Origin of the sequence: Faecalibacterium prausnitzii (genome assembly GCF_049532945.1) — a bacterium.
In the GTDB taxonomy this organism is placed as follows: Bacteria; Bacillota; Clostridia; order Oscillospirales; family Ruminococcaceae; genus Faecalibacterium; species Faecalibacterium prausnitzii_N.
The window spans coordinates 1,306,692-1,326,138 of the sequence record NZ_CP186691.1 but is presented as its reverse complement, the minus strand read 5'-3'; the positions used below and the strand labels follow the sequence as shown (position 1 = coordinate 1,326,138).

The window sequence follows — 19,447 nt, the reverse complement described above, 5'->3', positions numbered from 1 at the left end:
CCATGCAGGAAAACAAAACGCTTTCCCGCGCGGAATGGCTGGATAAGATCTTCGGCACGCCGGTGTTCGCCGTGCTGCTGGCCATCTTCTGCAATGTGCTGTGGGGCTCGGCATTCCCCTTCATCAAGCTGGGCTACCGGCTGTTCTCCATTGAGACCGGCAACACCGCCTCCATCTTCTGCTTTGCCGGTGTGCGGTTCATGCTGGGCAGCTTTCTGGTGCTGCTGGGCAGTGTTCTGCTGCAGAGCCGCCTGCCCAAGTTCCCCCGCGGCAAAGTGGCAGCGGAGTGCTGTGCTCTGGGCCTGTGGCAGACCACGACCCAGTACGCATTCTATTACATTGCTGTTGCCATGCTCACGGGTGCCTTTGGCGGCATCCTGAACAGCACCCAGAGCTTTCTGGGCGTGATCTTTGCCCACTTCATCTACGGCAACGCCGACCGCATGACCCCTGCCAAAACGCTGGGCTGTGTCATCGGCTTTGCGGGCGTGCTCATCGGCACGCTGGGCAACCACGGCAGCGGCAGCGGCTGGGGCGTGTTCTGCATGATGGCCGCTACCATCATCTTTACCCTGTCCGGCCCGTGGAACAAATCCGTGACCAAAAAAGCAGACAGCTTTGCCGTCTGCTTCATCAACCTGTTCGTGGGCGGTCTGGCACTGTTCGTGCTGGGCACTGTGCTGGGCGGCAGTCTCCATGTGCAGAGCGCACTGGCGATGGTGGTCATGCTGTATCTGGCCTTCATCTGCGGGGCAGGCTATGTGCTGTGGGCTCTGCTGATGAAGAACAACCCGGTCAGCCGCATTGCCATCTTTGGCTTCGTGAACCCGGTGGTCAACGTACTGCTGAGCGCCGTGCTCAACGGCGAACCCCTGTTCCGCTGGCAGTATCTGGCGGCGCTGGTGTTCGTGTGTGTTGGCATCTGGCTGGTGAACAAGGCCCCCGCCAAAAAGGAGGGCGGCAAATGACCGGCCCCATTTTTGACACCCACGCGCACTACAGTGCCCGCGCTTTTGACGCAGACCGCGATTTCCTGCTGGACAGCCTGCCCGGCAAAGGCGTGGTGGGCGTGTGTGAACAGGCCACCCACTCCGGGGATGCACCCCGGGTGCTGGAGCTGGCGCACCGCTACCCGTGGGTGGTGGCTGCCGTTGGCATCCATCCGGAAAGCCTGCTGCCCGCCGCCGACTGCGGCGAGGAAGGCCCGGCTCCTACGGTCTCGGTGTACGGCGGGGACTGGGCCGCAGAGATGCGCGCTCTGGCCCCATATTACGAGGACCCCAAGGTGGTAGCTGTGGGTGAGTGCGGGCTGGACTACCACTGGCCTGTGCCCAAGGATGCCCAGCTGGCCATGTTTGAGGCGCACATCCGGCTGGCGCTGGAACTGGACAAGCCCATCATCGTGCACGACCGCAACGCCCACGCCGACGTTTACGCCCTGCTGAAAAAATACCAGCCCAAGGGCATCGTCCACTGCTATTCCGGCAGTGCCGACGATGCGGCGTGGCTGGCAAAGCAGGGACTGTTCATCGGTTTTGGCGGGGCGTGTACCTTCAAGGGTGCCAAGCGGGCGGCAAAAGCCATCAGCGCCCTGCCGCTGGAAAGCATCGTGCTGGAGACCGACTGCCCCTACATGGCACCGGAGCCGGTGCGCGGCACCCGCTGTGACAGCTCCCTCATCCGCTATGTGGGCGAATACATCGCACAGGTCAAGGGAGTTTCCGCTGAGGAAGTGTTCCGGCAGACCGCTGAGAATGCAAGGCGGGTCTACCAGTTGTAAAGTTTAACGCCGTATAACCTCTCAGTCATCGCTTCGCGATGCCAGCCCCCCTGGTAGGGGAGCTGGCGCGAAGCGCCTGAGAGGTTGTACCCCATCATTTCACCTGCAAAAGCTGAAGTTTACATCAGCTTCTGTATAAATCAACAATCAAAATCCAAACTGTTATAAGGAGAACCTACCATGAAAGCACGTATTCCTAAGCACCGCGAGTTCATCATCAACTTCCCCGACAGCATCGACCAGAACAAGGCCAACGAGGGCTGGGCAAAGCTGCAGCAGATCGTTGAGGACTACAAGAAGGCCCACAATGGCGCTTCCGTCTACGCCCCCACCTTCATCGAGGACTGCGAGGCCGAGGTGAAGAAGCTGCAGGAAGAGTACGGCTTCGAGTACACGGTTGAATACGTGAAGTAAGTTCTGAGTTTTCAGTATATTGCATTAAAAAGAGCAGAGCGTTCCAGCCAGCTGGCTGGAACGCTCTGCTCTTTTTGTTGCTTATTTCAGTTCCATATTGATGGACTTTTCCGTAAAGCCGTAGTTCCGGTACATCTCATACGCCTTTTTATTTCTGGCGTTCACCTGCAGCTCGATGGTGTCACATCCCTTTTCCGCCTTGAGCTGCTTCACTTTTTCAAAGAACTGGTGGCCGATGCCTTTGCCCCTGTACGCTTCCTCCACCGCCATGGTGCTGACAAACAAAACATCCTTTGTTACCTGCGCCGGGCCTTCCACATGGCGCTTGAAGACTTCCAGAACACCAACAACGATGCCGTCCGTCTCGGCAATATACCAGCTGTCCCCTTTCAGGAGCTCAGCAAACAACCCTTTTGTGATCAACGGACTAGCCGGTTTGTAGACATCCGGCCGCCACTCGACATGCATCTGCTGCACCTGATCCATAATAGCAGAAAATCGGTCATAATCCTGCATTTGCGGGGTACGGATCGTTATTTTCATCTCGCTTTCTCCTTGTTGTATCAAAAATACCCTGTCTGACACGCTTTCGGGTCCAGACAAGGCATTTTGAGTTTCTTTTCAGTTGTTCGCTTCCACCTTGCTGAGCAGGATGCGGTCATTGTCCAGATTCTTGCCGGCATTCTCGCGGAACTTTTCAAGCAGGCCGTCCACGGTCATCCGGCTGCGTTCCTCGCCCTTCACATCAAAGACGATGCGGCCGGAATCCATCATCAGGGTGCGGTTGCCCAGCTCCAGTGCCTGATGCATGTTGTGGGTGACCATCAGGCAGGTGATCTTCTTTTCAGCCACGATGCTCCTAGTCAGCTCCAGTACCTTTTCGGCGGTGGCGGGGTCCAGTGCTGCGGTGTGCTCGTCCAGCAGCAGCAGCTTGGGGGTGACGAGGGTGGCCATGAGCAGGGTCAGCGCCTGCCGCTGACCGCCGGAAAGCAGTCCCACCGGCTGCTTCATGCGGTCCTCAAGGCCCATATCCAGCAGCGCCAGCTTTTCGCGGAACACTTCCTTGTCCTTGCGGGAGATGCGGGAGAAGATGGCGTGGGGCGCGGTGCCGGCACGCAGATAGGCCAGTGCAAGGTTTTCCTCAATGGTCATGTTGGGTGCCGTGCCCTTGAGCGGGTCCTGAAACAGGTGGCCGATGACCTTGCTGCGCTGGTGCTCCGGCTCAAAGGTGATATCCTGTCCGCCCAGCAGGATGCTGCCCTCGTCGGCGATGAAGCCGCCGGTGATGGCGTTGAACAGGGTGGATTTGCCCGCGCCGTTGGAGCCCACGATGGTGGCAAAGTCCCCGGCTTCCATGTGCAGGCTGACACCGTTCAGGGCCACTTTTTCATTGACTGTGCCGGGGTTGAAAGTCTTGTGCAGATCGTTCAGCTGAAGCATTTCCATCTCAGACCGCCTCCTTCTTCTGGGCTGCGTGCTTCCGCTTTTCAAAGGCCAGGCGGTTCTGGATGGCCGGCATCGAAATGGCGATGGCCACGATGATGGCGGACACCAGCTTCATGGCGGCGGCGGGCACATTGAAGCGCAGGGCCACAGCCACGATAAAACGGTACAGGCAGCTGCCGAACACCACGCCGATGATCCGGCGCAGCATGGTGCGCTTACCAAGCAGAGTCTCGCCGATGATGAGGGAAGCCAGTGCGATGGTCACCATGCCGGTGCCCACATTGATATCGCAGCTCTTCTGATACTGTGCCAGCAGGCCGCCGGACAGAGCCGTCAGCGCACCGGAAATGCACAGGCCCACCGTAATGGTGAAAGCCGGGTTAATACTGGAAGCACGCACCATGGCAGCGTTGTCACCGGTGGCGCGGATGGACAGGCCCAGCCGGGTGCCCAGAAAGCCCACCATCCCGGCACAAGCCAGCGCAATGACCACCACGGCCAGCACCAGCTTATACCAGCCGCCCGTAAAGGCCAGCGCTGTTTTGGCCAGCGAGAAAACAGTGTCGGTCTTGACCAGCGACATGGTGGAGGAAAAGCCCATCACGGCCAGATTGATGGTGTAAAGGCCGGTGTTGACGATGATGCCTGCCATGATGCTCTCCACCCCAAGGCGGGTCTGCAAAAAGGCTGTGATGAAACCGGAGCACACGCCAGCCACCATCGCCGCCAGCAGAGCCAGAATGGGATGGCCGGTCAAAGCCACCTGACAGGCCACGGCGCAGCCCAGCGTGAAGCAGCCGTCAGTGGAAAGGTCTGCGATGTTCAGGATGGAATAGCTCAGGAACAGTGCCAGCGCCACCAGGGCATAGATACAGCCCAGTTCCAGCGCCGTCTGTAGGACGTTGAGCGAAAAGATACTCGCCAGCATGGTGTGTACTCCTTATTTTTTAATAACAGACGATTCCGTCACAGCTGCACTGTGACGGAATCGCTCTTGTTTTTATGAAATGAGATGGATTTAGAAGTTCTCCTGCGTGGTCACTGCCACGATCTCGGTGCAGTAGGGCTTGAAGGCCTCCTTGATCATGTCCAAAGTCTTATCATCCATGCCCAATGCTGCGGCCGTCTCTGTATTGATGGTGACGATGCCGTTATCAAAGGTCTGGTAGGGCAGGTCTGCGGTAGTCTTTCCGTCGCAGAGGATCTCTGCCACCATGTCGGCAGTGGCTTCGCCCAGCTGGACGTAATCCACGCCGTAGCCTACGAACGCACCGTTCAGTGCAAAGCTGTCGGCACCGGTGTAGTGCTGCACGCCTGCCTCGGTAAAGGTCTCGTAGATGGACAGCTCTGCGGTCATCACGGTGTTGTCGGTGGGGGTGAACACGGCCTTGACACCGGCGGCGATCAGAGCCTCAGCCGCCATCTGCACCTCAGCGGTGGTGGTGCCGTTCTTCTCAATGTACTTGATGCCGTTGGCGTCGCAGAAGGCCTTTGCGTCTGCAATGGCCTGCGTGGAGGCATCCTGACTCAGGTCGTACAGCAGGCCGATGGTGTCAATGTCCGGGTTGACGGCAGTGATCAGCTTCATGATGGCCTCGGTGTTCAGTGCGTCGGAGGTGCCGGTGATGTTCTCCTCGCCGTCAAAGCCTGCAGCGGCGGGGTCGGTGACAGCAGAGTAGACAACGGGGATATCGGTATCCTCCACAGCGGCCAGCATGGTTGCGGCGGTGGGGGTAGCCACAGCCACGATCACATCCACGCCGTCCCCTACGAGGTCGGCACCGATCTGGTTCAGGTTGGACTGGTCAGCCTGTGCATTTGCGTAGTAGTCGGCATAATCAAAGGTCACGCCTTTTTCCTTGCCCACCTCATCCAGACGGCTCTCCACAGATTCCACGATCTGGTTGAGGGAAGCATGATCCACATAGTTGACGATGCCAACCTTGAAGGTCTGGCCCGCTTCTGCCGAAGCAGCTGCCGACGAGGCGGCGGCGCTGGAGGCGGTGCCGGAGGCAGCGGACGAGGCCGAACCACCACAGCCAGTCAGGCTGAATGCAGAGACAGCGGCAGCGCCCAGAGCGGCCTTGAGGAAGCTGCGGCGGGAGATCATGTTCATGGTTTTCATAGCGGTTGCTCCTTCCCTGGAGCGGGCGGCAGTAAAAAAGACCCGCTCCACTTGCGGAACGGGCCTTTTTATGGTAACAAAAGATCCCGTCCCTGTGTGTTATCCACAAGGACAGGATCGGTAAAGTTCGATTCTGCGGTGCCACCTTGCTTGCCCTGCTTTGCAAACTGCAGAGCCTCTCACGGAGAGCCAACACTCCCCTGTCCTGTAACGGAGACTTCCGTCCAAAGCTACTAAGGCTTGCTGCCCATTTGCCCGGCCCTCGGCGGCCCACGAAGCTCTGCCCCGCTCTCGCCCGTTTTCACTGTCCGGGCTCACTGAAGATGCGCTGTGCAGGTTCTCTTCCGCCTCATCGGTTTGATTGCATTATACGCTTTATTCGTGTAAAGTCAAGAGGGAATTTTTCATCTATGCAATGGTTCAGATGAATCCGGTTTTCGTTTCCTTGACTTCTTTTGTGAAACAACGTACACTGTGTGCATTATAGTTTTCCGAAAGAAGGTGTTCTTCACGAATCCGACCGAAAACACCCTGCTGCATGGGCCGGTGCGTCCGGCGCTGCTGCGGTACGCCCTGCCCATCATCCTGAGCATGGTGGCCACCCAGTTCTATTCGGTGGCCGATACCATGATCATCGGCCTGCGGCTGGATGCCGACGCGCTGGCGGCGGTCTCCAATGCTTCCACCATCCTGATGCTCTTTCTGTTCATCTCCGGCGGCATGGAGCTGGGCGGCGGCCTGCTGGTGGCAGCGGGCCGGCCCACGGCCACCCGGCAGGAGATGGCCGAGCTGCTCTATAACCTGCTGTTCGTCGATCTTGTACTGGCGCTGGGCCTGACCGCACTGGGCTTTTTCACCCTGCCCGCCCTGCTCCGGCTCATCCGGACGCCGGAGCAGATCCTGGCCGAGGCGGTGCTTTATGGGCGGGTGTATCTGGTCGGCCTGCCCTTTCTGATGCTCTATGACCTGACCAAAGAGTGCATCATGGGCTGCGGAGACTCGAAAACGCCGCTCCGGGCCGTGGTCGCCACCAGCGTGATGAACATTGTGCTGGACCTGGCGCTCGTCGGCCCCTTCGGGGTCGCCGGTGCGGCCGGTGCTACCGCCGCCGCACAGATCACCGGAGCGGGGTACATGCTGGCCCACCTGCGCAGGACCGAACTGAGCCTGCCCTTCCGCCGGGAGATGCTCAAGGCAAACTACGCGAAGGACATCTTCCGCCTTTCTGCCCCCAACTCCCTGCAGCAGGCCAGCGGCACCATCATCACGACAGTCAAACAGGGGCTTTTGGGCGGGCTGGGCGTCGCGGCCATCGCGGGCTTTTCCTGCGCGGGCAAGCTCTCCAGCCTGCTGATGATGCCGGTGTACGGTTTCGTGCAGTCCATCGTCTTTTTCATTGCCCAGAACACCACTGCCCAGCAGCCGGACCGGGTGCACACCGGCCTGCGGGAGGGGCGGCGCATCCTGTTCTTTTACTCGCTGCTGGTGGCAGCGCTCTGCATCGGGCTGAACGGCCCGCTGCTTCGGCTCTTCACCACCGACGCTGCTGCCGCCGCCTACGGCTCCACCATGCTGGCCTTTGAGGGCATCTCGTATGTGTTCACCGCGCAGAAGCATCTGTGCGAGGCCCGGCTGCGCGGTGCCCAGAAGATGGGGCTGTATCTGGTCTCGAACCTGGGGCAGATTGGGCTGAATCTGGCCGCCTGCGTTCTGCTGGTGCCCCGCATCGGCTTTTCGGGCTTCTGGCTGTCCACCTGGATCAGCGCCCCCGTCGGCCTTGCGCTGGCCGCGCTGCTGGCAAGGATCGGCGCAAAACAACAGAGCTAACACAAAAAGCACAGTGCTTGTACTGTGCTTTCATTTATGATATACTGTTTTTGCAGCCATCTGGCTGACAGGCGCTGTCTGCAAATGCAGGTGGTCACGCTCCTCTCCCCGGCGAAGCGTTGGGGGGAACGCGTTCTTCTTTGCTTCCCCTGACGCAAACGCGGAAGGGGGGATGTTCTATGACGCTGAGTGAAGTGCTTCAGCTGCTCGCCGTGATCGGCGGTGCAGTTTTTGTGACGTTTCAGATTACATGGACGATTTCCAACAGCAAAAAGAAATGACCGCCTCTGCCCTCACAAAGCAAGCGGTCATTCTTTTTGACACCTGAGCCGAGGAGGAGCTGACCATTTTGCAGCCAGCGTCTTTCTCTATTTGTAGTATAGTAATTTTTTATCGTTTTGTCAAGCAGAAGAGGAACACAATGGAACCTTTGAAGATTCAACACATCACCCTGCCGCACCGGGCGGTGTTCGGCCCGATGGCGGGCTTTACGGATGCACCCTGCCGCCGCCTGATGGCCCAGCACGGTGCAGGCTTTACTGTGAGCGAAATGGTGTCCAGTCGGGCGCTGGTGTACGGCGACCACAAGACGGTGAGCCTGCTCAAGGCCGAACCCAACGGTGCACCCTATGGTGTGCAGATCTTTGGCGAAGTGCCTGAGATCATGGGCGAAGCCACCGCCGCCATCGAACAGTACGAGTTCGACTTTGTGGATATCAACATGGGCTGCCCGGCCCCCAAAATCGTTTCCGGCGGCGCAGGCAGCAAGCTGATGCTGGACCCGGACCGCTGCGGCAGGATCGTCGAGCAGGTAGTGGCGCACACCTCCCGGCCCGTCACGGTCAAGATGCGCAAGGGCTGGGATGCCGACCACATCACTGCAGTGGAGTGTGCCAAGGCCTGTGAGCAGGCCGGCGCAGCCCTCATTGCGGTGCACGCCCGTACCCGGGAGCAGATGTACACCCCCGGCATCGACCCGGAGATCATTGCCCGGGTGAAGGATGCCGTCAGAGTGCCGGTGCTGGGCAACGGCGACATCCACTCGGCTGAAGACGCCGTCGCTCTGGTCAAAGAGACCGGCTGTGACGGCGTGATGATCGCCCGGGGCGCGCTGGGCGACCCGTGGCTCTTTGAGCGGGTGAACGCCGCGCTGGAGGGCACCCCGGCCCCCAAAGAGCCGAATCTGCAGGCCCGCATGAATGCGCTGCACCGTCAGGTGGAGGAGATGGTGGAGCAGAAGGGCGAGTTCGTCGCCATGCCGCAGGCCCGCTCTCAGACCATGCACTATATGAAGGGGCTGAAAGGTGCGGCCAATCTGCGCCGCTACTGCTGCACCCTGACCCATCTGGAAGACATCGACCGCCTCATCGAGGCAGTGTTCGACCAGCAGCGCAAAGCGGGCATCGACCCGGACGACGTGCGCGAGGTGCCGTTCCCCTGATCTTCCCGGACGATCCGGACTTTTTTTGAAACAAGAGGTTCTCTGCCATGACTTCATCTCACAGCCCCCGGCTTCTGGGGCAAAAACAGAACAAATTCCTGCTCACGGTCTGCCTGTGTGCGCTGACGGCGGCGCTGATCTTCCTGCCATTCTATCTTCTGGACGGCGGCTTTTTCCACTATGCAGGCGATTTCAACAGCCAGCAGATCAGCTTTTACCGCTATATGAACGGCTTCCTCAAGGGGCTAGGCTACCCGGACGGCGCAGGCAGTGTCCACAATACCTTCTCATGGGCTACTGACCTTGGCAGCGGCGTGATGAACGCCTATTCGTTCTACCTGTACGGCTCGCCGTTCTTCTGGTTCTCGCTGCTCTTCCCGCAGGGGTGGCTGCCCTACCTCATGGTACCGCTGCTGGTGCTCAAGTTTGCCGTGGCGGGCGGCGGTGCGTACCTGTATCTGCGCCGTTACGTGAAAGACCAAAACTATGCCGTGCTGGGCGCGGTGCTCTATGCCTTTTCCGGCTGGGGGCTCTACAACATCTTCTTCAACCACTTCATTGATGTGCTGGCCCTCTTCCCGTGGATGCTCTGGGCGCTGGACGAGGCCGTCTACCATGGGCGGCACGGGCTGTTCGCGTTCTGGGTCGGCGTCAACCTGCTGAACAACTACTTCTTCTTTGTGGGGCAGGTGCTCTTCCTGCTCCTCTACTTCATCTGTAAAGTCAGCGCGGGGGATTTCAAGCTCACGCCCCGGCTGTTCGTCCATCTGGCCTTCGAAAGCCTCCTCGGTGTGGGGCTGGGGGCCGTCATCCTCTGGCCCGCCGTCCTCTCGCTGTTGCAGAACCCGCGCACCATCGACCTTTCCTCCGGCTGGGGCTTTCTGACCTACGCAAAGCCCCAGCAGTACCTTGCCATCCTGCTGAGCTGGATTTTGCCGCCCGACTCGCCCTATATGACCTCCATCTGGTCGGAGGGCGTGATCAAGTGGACCAGCATGTCGGCCTATCTGCCGCTGTGCAGTCTGGCCGGTGCTCTGGCTTACTGGCGCGACCGGCAGGGCGACAGCAAAAAGCGGATCGTTGCCACCTGCGCTGTCTTTGCGCTGGTGCCGGTGTTGAACAGTGCGTTCTACGCCCTCAATTCCAGCTACTATGCGCGCTGGTACTATATGCCGGTGCTGGTGCTGGCCGCAATGACCGTGAACGCGCTGGAAGACCCCGCCGTCGAGCTGGACCGCCCGGCCCGGAACATCAGTGGGCTCGTCATTGCCACGGTGGCCTTTGCGGTGGTGCCGGTGCAGGATGCCAGCACCAAAGAATGGTCGCTGGGCGTCCTGCAAAATCCCGGCCAGTACGCCGCCGTGTTCGGCTTTGCCCTCATCGGGCTGCTGGTCTACCGCTGGGTCGCGCAGCGGTGGCGGGCCGACAAGCGCCTGCCCCAGCGGATGCTGGCGGCAGTGCTGGCGTTCAGCTGCCTGTTCGGCATCACCCACATCGGCATTGGCAAGTTCGGCCAGTGGTATACCGACAGCGACCTGGTGGAAGAGTACACCAGCGCCCTGGCCCTGAAGGAAGACCTGCCGGAGGGCGACTGGCGCATCGACACCTACAAGATCCACGACAACATCGGTATGTGGCTGGATAAGAGCTGCCTGCAGTATTTTGGCAGCACGGCGGCCCCCAGCATCCTCAGCTTCTACCCGGCGCTGGGGGTCAAGCGGGATGTGCGCAGTGAGCCGGAGCTTTCCAATTATGCACTGCGGGGCCTTTTGAGTGTGGAGTACCTTATCACCAAGCCCGACCGGCAGGCCGACTTCCTCGAAGAGGCCGATGAGGGCTGGGCCTATTACGACACGCAGGATGGCTACACCCTCTACGAGAACACCAACTACGTCCCCATGGGCTTCACCTACGACTACTACCTCACCGAGGACGATTACGAGTCCACCGTGACGGTCACCCGCTCCAATCTACTGATGCGGGCGCTGGTGCTCTCCGATGCGGATGCCGCCGCATACAGCCAGTATTTGCAGCCGCTGCCCGCCGCTGAGCTGAACGACCTGACCTACGACCGCTACGTGCAGGATTGCGCCGACCGCCGGACCTCGGCCTGTTCGGTGTTCCAGATGACCAATTCCGGCTTCCACGCTGAGATCACGCTAGACGCCCCGAACCTCGTCTTCTTCTCGGTGCCTTACGACGACGGCTTCACGGCCACGGTCAACGGCAAAGAGACCGACATCCTGCGGGTGGACGAGGGCCTGATGGCGGTGCTCTGCCCCGCCGGGGAAAACACCCTTGATTTTGTCTACCAGCCGGACGGCATCCGGCTGGGCAAGCCTGTCACGCTGCTTTCGCTCGTGGTCTTCGTATTCTACACCAGATATTTTGCCTGGGACGATCGGAAAAAGCGGAAGCACTGAAGAAAAGGAGAGCGTTCTATGGAACAGCGTCATTGGAAAAAATCCGGCATCACCACCTCCCTGCTGGGCTACGGCTGCATGCGCCTGCCCACCCTGCCGGACGGCCGCATCGACGAAGTGCGGGCCGAAGCCCTGCTGAACACCGCGCGGGACGCGGGCGTCAACTACTTTGACACCGCCTACCCCTACCACGGCGGCGAGAGCGAGCCGTTCGTGGGGCGGGTCATCGCAAAATGGCCCCGCGAGAGCTTTTATCTGGCCACCAAACTGCCCCTGTGGCTGTGCGATTCGCTGGAAAAAGCCCAGCAGATCTACCGCAGTCAGTTCGAGCGGCTGGGCGTGGACTACATCGACTTCTACCTGCTGCACTCCCTGCACCGGGCACGGTACGACAAGGCCAAGGCGCTGGGCATCGTGGACTGGCTCTGGGAGGAGAAGAAGGCCGGGCGCATCCGGAACTTCGGCTTCTCCTGCCACGACAACGCGGACGGGCTGGAACACATCCTGCGCGACCAGCCGTGGGATTTCTGCCAGCTGCAATACAATTATCTGGACCGGGACGACCGTGCCGAGGAGATCTCCGGTGACCGGGGCTATCAGCTGACCGAAGAATGCGGCGTGCCGCTTATCATCATGGAGCCCATCAAGGGCGGCACGCTGGCCAACCTTCCGCCGGACGCTGCGGCACCGCTGACCGCCCTCGACCCCGCCGCCAGTGCGGCTTCCTGGGCGCTGCGCTGGGTGGGCAGCCACAAAAATGTGCATGTGATCCTCTCCGGCATGAGTGCTGAGGATCAGCTGACCGACAACCTTGCCACCTTTGCGCCCTTCCGCCCCCTGAACGCGGCGGAAGATGCCGCTGTGGCCGAGACGGCCCGCATCCTGCACCGCCGCATCAAGATTGGCTGCACCGGCTGCCGGTACTGTATGCCCTGCCCCATGGGGGTGGACATCCCGGACAATTTCAGCATCTGGAACAAGCTGGGCATGTTCGGCCAGCCGGACGCCGTCCGGCACCAGTGGACCGCCCAATTCCCGGATGCCGAAAAGGCCAGCCACTGCGTCCGCTGCGGCAAGTGCGAGGCCGCCTGCCCCCAGCACCTGCCCATCCGCACTGCGCTGGCCCAGCTGCAAACGGAACTGGATGCACTCTGATCTTCCCGCAAGCAAAAAATACCGTGTCCCCGGCGTGGGGACACGGTATTTTTGCTTTATGGTTTACCACTTCATGCCGATGGCATCCAGACGGCGGATGCGGTCCTCGGTCAGCTTCGGGTCATTTTCCGCGCGGGCCGTGCGCATCCGGCGGACCCAGTCGCCCAGACCGAAGCCATCTTCGCTGCGGTAGGTGGCCGACGGCAGCAGGTCGCCGTTGGCCTTGGCATAGGCCGCTGCGTGTTCATAGGCCAGGTCCCACTTGGCTATGCGGGCGTCCCACTCCATGCCGATGCCGTCCAGCCGTTTCACATGCTCCGGCGTCACCTGGAAGGAGTCGGGCCGGGTCTTGCGGGCAACGCGGAGGTTCGACATCCAGACGCCCAGCCGGAACCCACCGGCCGTGACGTAATTGGAGGGCACCAGCAGGTTGCCGTGCTCTTCGGCATAGCGGGCGGCTTCCTCAAAGTTGTGCTCCCAGTTCTTCTCCCGCAGGCTCTCCTTGCCGGAGGGTGCCGCACTCTGCTTGTGGGGCTTTTCGTCCTTGAGCAGCTCGTCCAGCTCGCGGCGGTGCACCTCACCCAGGCGCGGGTCGCCGGTGCGGCGGTACTGACGCTGACGGTAGAGCCAGCTGCCCAGCCAGATGCCGTTCTCGGTCTTATAATTCAGCGGGATCTCCAGATCTCCGTGCTCTGCCCGATACTTCTGGGCCAGCTCGAAGCGCTCCCGCCAGGGGTCGTATTTGTCCCAGACCATCCCGATCTCGTCCAGCTGGGCCTTGCGTTCCGGCGTGACGCGGGCGCTGGAATTGTCCGGGTTCTGCCAGGCATAGCGCTGGCGGGCGATCCATTTGCCCAGCAGGATGCCGTCCGGTGTGACATAATTGGAGGGCACTTCCAGATCCCCGAACTGCTCGGCGTACCGCTTAGCGGCCTCGAAGTTCTCCTGCCACTTGCGGACATTCCGGTTGACCCAGTTGATGCCGATGGCTTCCAGCCGCTCGACCTGCTCCAGGGTCAGCTCGCCGTTCTTATAGGCGCTGCGCTGGCTGCTGAGCCAGACGCCCAGCGCGAAGCCATCCGGCGTAACGTACTTGATGGGCGCTTCGAGGTCTTTGTGTTCGAGATAATAGCGGGCGGCTGCGGCGTAGCTCTGCTCCCACAGGTCGGTGGAAGCGTTCCACACCATGCCGATGCTCTCCAGCCGCTCGATGCGGGCGCGGCTCAGGTTGCCGCTGACGTAGCGCTGGCGGTTATAGACGATCCACTCGCCCAGGGCAAAGCCGCTGCGGTCGCGGTAGCGCACCGGCACCAGCAGGTCGCCGTGGTCGTCGCGGTACTTCTGCGCCGAGGCAAAGGCCTTTTCCCAGGCCAGCTCCGAGCGCTGCTTCCAACCGATGTTCAGCTTGTCCAGCCGGGCGATGCGGTCTGCATCCAGACGGCCCGGCTTCTGCCCGGCCCGGACCTGGCGCTGCGTTTCCAGCCAGCGGCCCAAGGGCAGGCCGTCCTCGGTCAGATAGTTATAGGGCAGTTGTAAATCGCCCCGCTCTGCAGCCACAGCCGCCGCCGCTGCATAAAAAGCCTCCCACCGGGCTTCCAGTTCCTTTTTCAGGCGGCAGTACAGGTGATAGCTCTGGCGCATGGGCTTCTGCTGCTGGAAACCGGGGTGTTCGCTGCCTGCGCGGAGCATAGCGGTAGTGCATTCCTTTTGCAGCACACGGCCATTGCCCAGACCGTCGAACCGGGCGGTCAGGTCGAACACCGGGATGGGCTTGCGGCCGCAGGCCACCAACGCCCGGCAGAGCATCTGGCGGAACCGGCCTGTCTCGCCGGTCTCGCGGACCAGAATGGCACCCGCCAGCCCCTCAATGGGCTGCTGGACGCCCGGCGAGTTGACGCAGAACAGCACCTTCGGCCCCGTTTCGGTGGAGGTGCAGAACTGTTTTACCGCCTCGGCGTCGCGCAGGCAATCGCACTCGGCACGGTAGAAATGGGCATTCGGATCCACGGTGCGGAGGAACTCTTCCAGCTGTTCCTGCACCTCGTCGAGGTAGTCCTCCGACTCAAAGATGGCCAGATAGCGGCCCTGGGTGTCGGTCAGGACGCGGGGCATCAGGGCGATGGGGTTCTCGGCCTGCCGCACCGACCAGTTGATCTCATCGTATTGTGCGCTCAGCGCGTTGGTCTGCGCGGGCAGGTGCAGGTTCTTGATCCGGGCGCGGAGCAGGTTCATCTGCCCTTCCTGCGGCCAGAGCATCGCGGCGTAGTTCGACGGCACCGGCAGGGTGCCCAGCGCCATTCCCTTGCCGACCGTCATCCGGGAGACGACCGTCCCCTCGAAGAGTTCCGCAGCCGCCTGGCATTTCTGGTCGGTGCTGTTGGGCACTGTCAGGCCCAGCAGCTTTGCCTCCGGGCACAGACGGAGCAGCCGCTGGGCCGATTTTGCCCAGCAGGCCGCCGTCACTTCATGGTAGCAGTCGAAGATCAGGTAATCCGGCTTGCGTGAGGCCAGCCGGACCCACTCCTCGGCCGACGCCTCGGCCAGCACACCGCAGTCGCAGAAGATGAGGTTCTCCGGCAGCACACCGTCGTTGTAGCGGCGGACATCCTCCCTGCGCAGGGTCAGCCGCGCCGCACCGTACACCAGCCAGATGAACGACGCCTGCGGATGGTCCGCGATGAGCTGCCATGCAATGCAGCTCTTGCCCGTGCCGGTGGCATGTTCCACCGCCGCTTTTCCGTTTTGTTCCAACGCAGCGGCAACCTTTGCATATGCCTCCGCGTTGACCTTGTTCAAACTGATCGGCATCGTTTTTCTACCTCCAGGATCGATCTTCTTGCAAAGAATTTTTCTTATAAATCTATTATGGCAAAAAGCACTTTCTTGTCAAGCATTCCCGGCAAAAAAGAAGATTTCGGATAAAAAATACGATATTTTTTCCATTATTTTTTGGTCATCCCAACCAACTTCCGGCATAGCTTCGGGCATCCTCAAAACGAAACACCGCACAAACACCGAGCGCAGCCCTCCCGCAATACCCTGTTTTTCCGCAGCACAGCGCCTCCGCCTGCGAAATGTTCCGCCGCCCCGGAGGCAGCTGCAAACACAAAGACCGCCTGCCGAACGTTTCCTTCAGCAGACGGTCTTCAGTTGCGCCAGCGTGAGTCGAACACGCGGTGGGGGAGTCAAAGTCCCCTGCCTTACCGCTTGGCGATGGCGCATTGTCGTGAGTATAAGTATAGTAGAATGTTCCCCATTTGTCAAGCAAAAACATCGTTGACAAAACCGGCCCGGTCCCTTATGATAAAAGAAAAACGAAAGGGGGATGGTCTATGGGCCCCTGGTATTATGAGGTCGTCAGCTTTGACGGCGACTATGTCAACCTGCGCCGCACCGACATCGCCAGCGACGAGCTGAACCCCGTTGCGCTGGCGCTCCTGCCGCCGGAGATCGAGGTCGGCAGCAAGATCAAGTGCGAATACTTCCAGTACGAGATCATCGGCTGAACGCAGAAGAACGCCCGGAGTGCAGATCGTGCGCTCCGGGCGTCCGTTTTTGCTCTTCAGTTGCGGTAGCAGCGGTCCTGACCTACCAGCCAGTCCTCACACAGGCGCTGGGCTTCCTCCACGCTGCGGCTGACACAGTGGAACAATGCACCGTGGAGCGAGCAGTAGGAGTAGCGGACTTTGGGCACCCCATTGGGATCTCGGAATTTTTCACAGCGTTCCTGTCCGGGCATCAGAAAAAGTTGTTCCATAAAGCCGCAGCTCTCCTTTGTTTGATTTTTGGTGTGCCGTGCACACACTGCGTTCTATTGTAGCACTTCCCGCCGCCGGGCGCTATTCGCTGTTTCCACAAAAAACAGGACGGAACTTCGGGGCTTCTTCCCTCTTGACAATTCCAGATCTTGTGATAAGAAGCAGGCTGCAGCTGCTTTCCCTCTTGTAAAATCCGGCCAAAACGGTTATGATAGAACCAAATAAAAAACAAAGGAGCATCAACCTATGCGTGCTTATGAGCGACTGTTAAAATATGCCCGCGTTTACACCACCTCTGACCCCAATTCCGGCACCCACCCCTCTGCCGAACGGGAATTCGACCTGGCCCATATCCTTGTGGAGGATATGAAGGCCCTTGGCATGGAGGATGCCCATGTGGACGAGCACTGCTACGTCTATGGCACCCTGCCTGCCACGCCCGGCTGTGAGGATCAACACGCTCTGGGCCTGATTGCCCACATGGACACCGCACCGGACGCTTCCGGTGAGAACGTGAACCCCATCCTGCACGAGAACTACGATGGCCGCGACGTAACTCTGCCCGCCACCGGCATGGTGATGAAGGTCTCCACCTTCCCCTTCCTGAAAGACCTGAAGGGCGAGACCCTCATCACCTCAGACGGTACCACCCTGCTGGGTGCCGACGATAAGGCCGGTGTAGCGGAGATCCTGACCGCCGCCGAGACCCTTATCGCCGAGGGCCGCCCCCACGGCAAGCTGTGTATCGCCTTTACTCCGGATGAAGAGATCGGCGAGGGTGCAGAGCTGTTCGATATTCCGGGCTTCGGTGCCGACTTTGCCTATACGGTGGACGGCGGCGATGCCGGCTCCATTGAGTACGAGAACTTCAACGCCGCTTCCGCCACCGTGACCATCCGCGGCTTCTCGGTGCACCCGGGCACCGCCAAGGACACCATGATCAACGCTTCCAATGTGGCCATGGAGTTTCATCAGGCGCTGCCCATCACCGCCCGCCCCGAAACGACCGAGGGCCGGCAGGGCTTCTACCACCTGTGCCAGATGTACGGCGATGTGACCACCGCAAAGCTGGGCTACATCCTGCGCGACCACGATGCCGCAAAGCTACAGTTCAAGAAGGACAACATGCTGGATATTGCCGAATTTTTGAACGGAAAGTACGGCGAAGGCACTGTGACCGTGGAGATCAAGGACAGCTACCGCAACATGCTGGAAAAAATCAAGCCGCATTTCCACTTAGTAGAGACCGCCCGCAAGGCCATCGAAAAGGCCGGTCTGACCCCGGAGGAAGTCCCCGTCCGCGGCGGCACCGACGGTGCTATGCTGAGCTGGAAAGGCCTGCCCTGCCCCAATCTGGGCACCGGCGGCTTCAATTTCCACGGCGTATGCGAGTGCATCACCGTCGAGCGGATGGACAAGGCAGCCGAAGTCCTGCTGAATATCGTGGAGATCTACAGCAAGTAAATACAAAGACAGCAAAAAAGGAAGAGCGGCGGTGTCGCTCTTCCTTTTTTGTTTGTCAGCCCACGTTGATATGCCCCACCGGCATGATCTTCCGTTTGTTGTCGTCCGGCTTTGCTGTCAGGCTCATGGCCAGCGACACCGGGCCGACACGGCCCATGAACATGACCAGCATATACAGCAGCTTGGCCCCGACATTCAGCTGGCTGGTAACGCCCACCGAAAGGCCAACTGTGCCAAAGGCAGAGCAGGACTCGAAAATAGCGTCAATGACCGACACAGCGTCCGAGGTGTTATAGAACACCACCACAGCCGAGCCCAGCGATGCCACGATGCCCAGCATGATGATGGTCAGTGCGCGGTAAACCGTCTTGGACTCGATGTGGTGCTCTGCGATCACACAGTCGTCGCGACCCTGAGCCACACTGCGGATCGTCAGGATGATCACAGCGAACGTAGTCACCTTCACGCCGCCGCCGGTAGAGCCGGGTGCCGCACCAATGAACTGCAGCACGCTCATCAGCAGTTTGGTGATGGGGCCGCAGGCCGCAAGGTCGATGGTATTCATGCCCGCAGTACGAGTGGACACCGACTGGAACAGTGCCGCCATCAGCTTGCCGGGCACAGAGAGCCCGCCCATGGTGGCCGGGTTCGACCACTCCATCAGACAAATGAGCGCCGCGCCGCCGACCCATAGAATGGCCGAGAACGCCAGCACGACCTTCGCGTGGAGGGACAGGCGGCGTTTTTTGCGAAATTCGCCCAGCTCCACCCATACCATGAAGCCCAGACCGCCGGAAATGATCATGAACATCACAACGGCCTGAACATAGTAATTGTTCACATAGGGTGCCAGTGAGGAATACTGGCCGAACCGGCCAAACAGATCAAAGCCCGCGTTACAGAAAGCCGAGATGGCCGTGAACACGCTCACCCAGATGCCTTCCAGCCCGAACTGCGGCACAAAGGCGAACAGCAGCAGCACAATGCCAATGGCCTCGAACAGGAATGCCAGCCGGATGACGATCTTCAGCACCTCGGTCGCCTGCGAATAGCCGCTGGCCGAAACGCTCTCGCCCAGCAGCCGCAGATCGCGGAAGCCCATGCGCCGCTTGGCCGCCAGTGCAAAAAAGCTGGTCAGCGTGACCAGGCCCAGGCCGCCGACCTGAATGAGCAGCAGGATCACCGCCTGCCCGAACATCGTGAACTGCGTCCACGTATCCCGCACGACGAGGCCTGTCACGCAGGTCGCACTCGTTGCGGTAAACATCGCATCCACCACACCCAGCCGCCCGCTGCGGCTGGCGATCGGCAACGTCAGCAGCAGCGTCCCCAGCGCGATCACCAGCACAAAGCTCCCGCAGATGATCTGTGTCGCGTTGCTGCCCACCAGCCAACCTTTGGGGTGGTTCTTCTTTTTTCTGGTTTTTCCCATGAAGTGCTCCTTCTCCCGCACCGGCAGCCTCTGCGCTCCCGATGCAGCATCGTTCTTGCCTCCCCCGTTCCGGGGTCGGCATCTCCCTTATAGGATACACCTTTTTTCTTTTTCGTTCAACTTGATTTTCTCTCCAACTTGCGGTATTATAATGAGGTGTGGTTCTGTCTCTATACCTCAGC

The 19,447-nt window shown here is 60.3% G+C and carries 16 protein-coding genes and 1 tRNA gene; 9 read left to right on the top strand and 8 right to left on the bottom strand.

All coding sequences use genetic code 11. The annotated features are described in order from the left end of the window. Positions 1-2 precede the first annotated feature (2 nt). The 3 genes from ACNQFG_RS06650 (at position 3) to ACNQFG_RS06640 (ending at position 2,194) form a co-directional block, all read left to right on the top strand. Positions 3-968: a DMT family transporter gene (locus ACNQFG_RS06650; protein ID WP_423406390.1), complete on the top strand. Its 966-nt coding sequence runs from the start codon at positions 3-5 to the stop codon at positions 966-968. Beyond that, complete coding sequence (locus ACNQFG_RS06645) at positions 965-1,780, top strand: TatD family hydrolase (RefSeq protein WP_423406389.1); 816 nt, start codon at positions 965-967, stop codon at positions 1,778-1,780. The genes ACNQFG_RS06650 and ACNQFG_RS06645 overlap by 4 nt, the downstream gene beginning before the upstream one ends. A 180-nt stretch (positions 1,781-1,960) precedes the next feature. Beyond that, on the top strand, positions 1,961-2,194 hold the full coding sequence (locus ACNQFG_RS06640; protein ID WP_423406388.1) for a methylenetetrahydrofolate dehydrogenase: 234 nt from the start codon (positions 1,961-1,963) through the stop codon (positions 2,192-2,194). 81 nt (positions 2,195-2,275) lie between these two features. On the opposite strand, the gene ACNQFG_RS06635 is transcribed toward ACNQFG_RS06640, so the two are convergent. From ACNQFG_RS06635 to ACNQFG_RS06620, 4 genes are all read right to left on the bottom strand, one after another. After that, positions 2,276-2,737: a GNAT family N-acetyltransferase gene (locus ACNQFG_RS06635; protein WP_223382087.1), complete on the bottom strand. Its 462-nt coding sequence runs from the start codon at positions 2,735-2,737 to the stop codon at positions 2,276-2,278. A gap of 78 nt (positions 2,738-2,815) precedes the next feature. After that, the gene (locus ACNQFG_RS06630) at positions 2,816-3,634 is read right to left on the bottom strand and encodes an ABC transporter ATP-binding protein (protein ID WP_423406557.1); all 819 of its coding nucleotides are present in this window, start codon (positions 3,632-3,634) and stop codon (positions 2,816-2,818) included. 7 nt (positions 3,635-3,641) lie between these two features. After that, on the bottom strand, positions 3,642-4,568 hold the full coding sequence (locus tag ACNQFG_RS06625) for an ABC transporter permease (protein WP_423406387.1): 927 nt from the start codon (positions 4,566-4,568) through the stop codon (positions 3,642-3,644). A 90-nt stretch (positions 4,569-4,658) separates the two neighbouring features. After that, a complete protein-coding gene (locus ACNQFG_RS06620; protein WP_423406386.1) occupies positions 4,659-5,765 on the bottom strand; it encodes an ABC transporter substrate-binding protein in 1,107 nt (368 codons plus the stop codon). Between the two features lie 501 nt (positions 5,766-6,266). Between ACNQFG_RS06620 and ACNQFG_RS06615 the strand changes: the two genes are divergently transcribed. The 4 genes from ACNQFG_RS06615 to ACNQFG_RS06600 all read left to right on the top strand — a co-directional run bounded on the left by ACNQFG_RS06615 (position 6,267) and on the right by ACNQFG_RS06600 (position 12,611). Beyond that, positions 6,267-7,592, top strand: a complete 1,326-nt coding sequence (locus tag ACNQFG_RS06615; protein WP_423406385.1) for an MATE family efflux transporter — start codon at positions 6,267-6,269, stop codon at positions 7,590-7,592. Positions 7,593-8,013: 421 nt separating this feature from the next. After that, on the top strand, positions 8,014-9,033 hold the full coding sequence (gene dusB, locus ACNQFG_RS06610; protein WP_423406384.1) for a tRNA dihydrouridine synthase DusB: 1,020 nt from the start codon (positions 8,014-8,016) through the stop codon (positions 9,031-9,033). 47 nt (positions 9,034-9,080) lie between these two features. Beyond that, positions 9,081-11,456 carry a YfhO family protein gene (locus ACNQFG_RS06605; RefSeq protein ID WP_423406383.1) on the top strand — a complete coding sequence of 792 codons (2,376 nt, stop codon included), beginning with the start codon at positions 9,081-9,083 and terminating at the stop codon, positions 11,454-11,456. A gap of 18 nt (positions 11,457-11,474) precedes the next feature. Next, positions 11,475-12,611, top strand: coding sequence for an aldo/keto reductase (locus ACNQFG_RS06600; protein ID WP_423406382.1), 1,137 nt, complete (start codon positions 11,475-11,477; stop codon positions 12,609-12,611). A 63-nt stretch (positions 12,612-12,674) separates the two neighbouring features. Here the strand turns inward: ACNQFG_RS06600 and ACNQFG_RS06595 are convergent, their stop codons facing one another. Both ACNQFG_RS06595 and ACNQFG_RS06590 read right to left on the bottom strand, forming a co-directional pair. Further along, positions 12,675-15,419 carry a Helicase associated domain protein gene (locus ACNQFG_RS06595; RefSeq protein ID WP_423406381.1) on the bottom strand — a complete coding sequence of 915 codons (2,745 nt, stop codon included), beginning with the start codon at positions 15,417-15,419 and terminating at the stop codon, positions 12,675-12,677. Between the two features lie 342 nt (positions 15,420-15,761). Further along, a tRNA-Gln gene (locus tag ACNQFG_RS06590) sits at positions 15,762-15,832 on the bottom strand. A 111-nt stretch (positions 15,833-15,943) separates the two neighbouring features. Here ACNQFG_RS06590 and ACNQFG_RS06585 point away from each other — a divergent pair. Beyond that, positions 15,944-16,117: a hypothetical protein gene (locus ACNQFG_RS06585; RefSeq protein ID WP_055189802.1), complete on the top strand. Its 174-nt coding sequence runs from the start codon at positions 15,944-15,946 to the stop codon at positions 16,115-16,117. 56 nt (positions 16,118-16,173) lie between these two features. Here the strand turns inward: ACNQFG_RS06585 and ACNQFG_RS06580 are convergent, their stop codons facing one another. Then, complete coding sequence (locus tag ACNQFG_RS06580) at positions 16,174-16,368, bottom strand: DUF3873 family protein (RefSeq protein WP_423406380.1); 195 nt, start codon at positions 16,366-16,368, stop codon at positions 16,174-16,176. A gap of 247 nt (positions 16,369-16,615) precedes the next feature. Here ACNQFG_RS06580 and pepT point away from each other — a divergent pair, with 247 nt between their 5' ends. Continuing rightward, positions 16,616-17,833, top strand: a complete 1,218-nt coding sequence (pepT, locus tag ACNQFG_RS06575) for a peptidase T (RefSeq protein ID WP_423406379.1) — start codon at positions 16,616-16,618, stop codon at positions 17,831-17,833. Positions 17,834-17,888: 55 nt separating this feature from the next. Here the strand turns inward: pepT and ACNQFG_RS06570 are convergent, their stop codons facing one another. Then, complete coding sequence (locus tag ACNQFG_RS06570; protein WP_423406378.1) at positions 17,889-19,265, bottom strand: TrkH family potassium uptake protein; 1,377 nt, start codon at positions 19,263-19,265, stop codon at positions 17,889-17,891. Between the last annotated feature and the right edge of the window lie 182 nt (positions 19,266-19,447).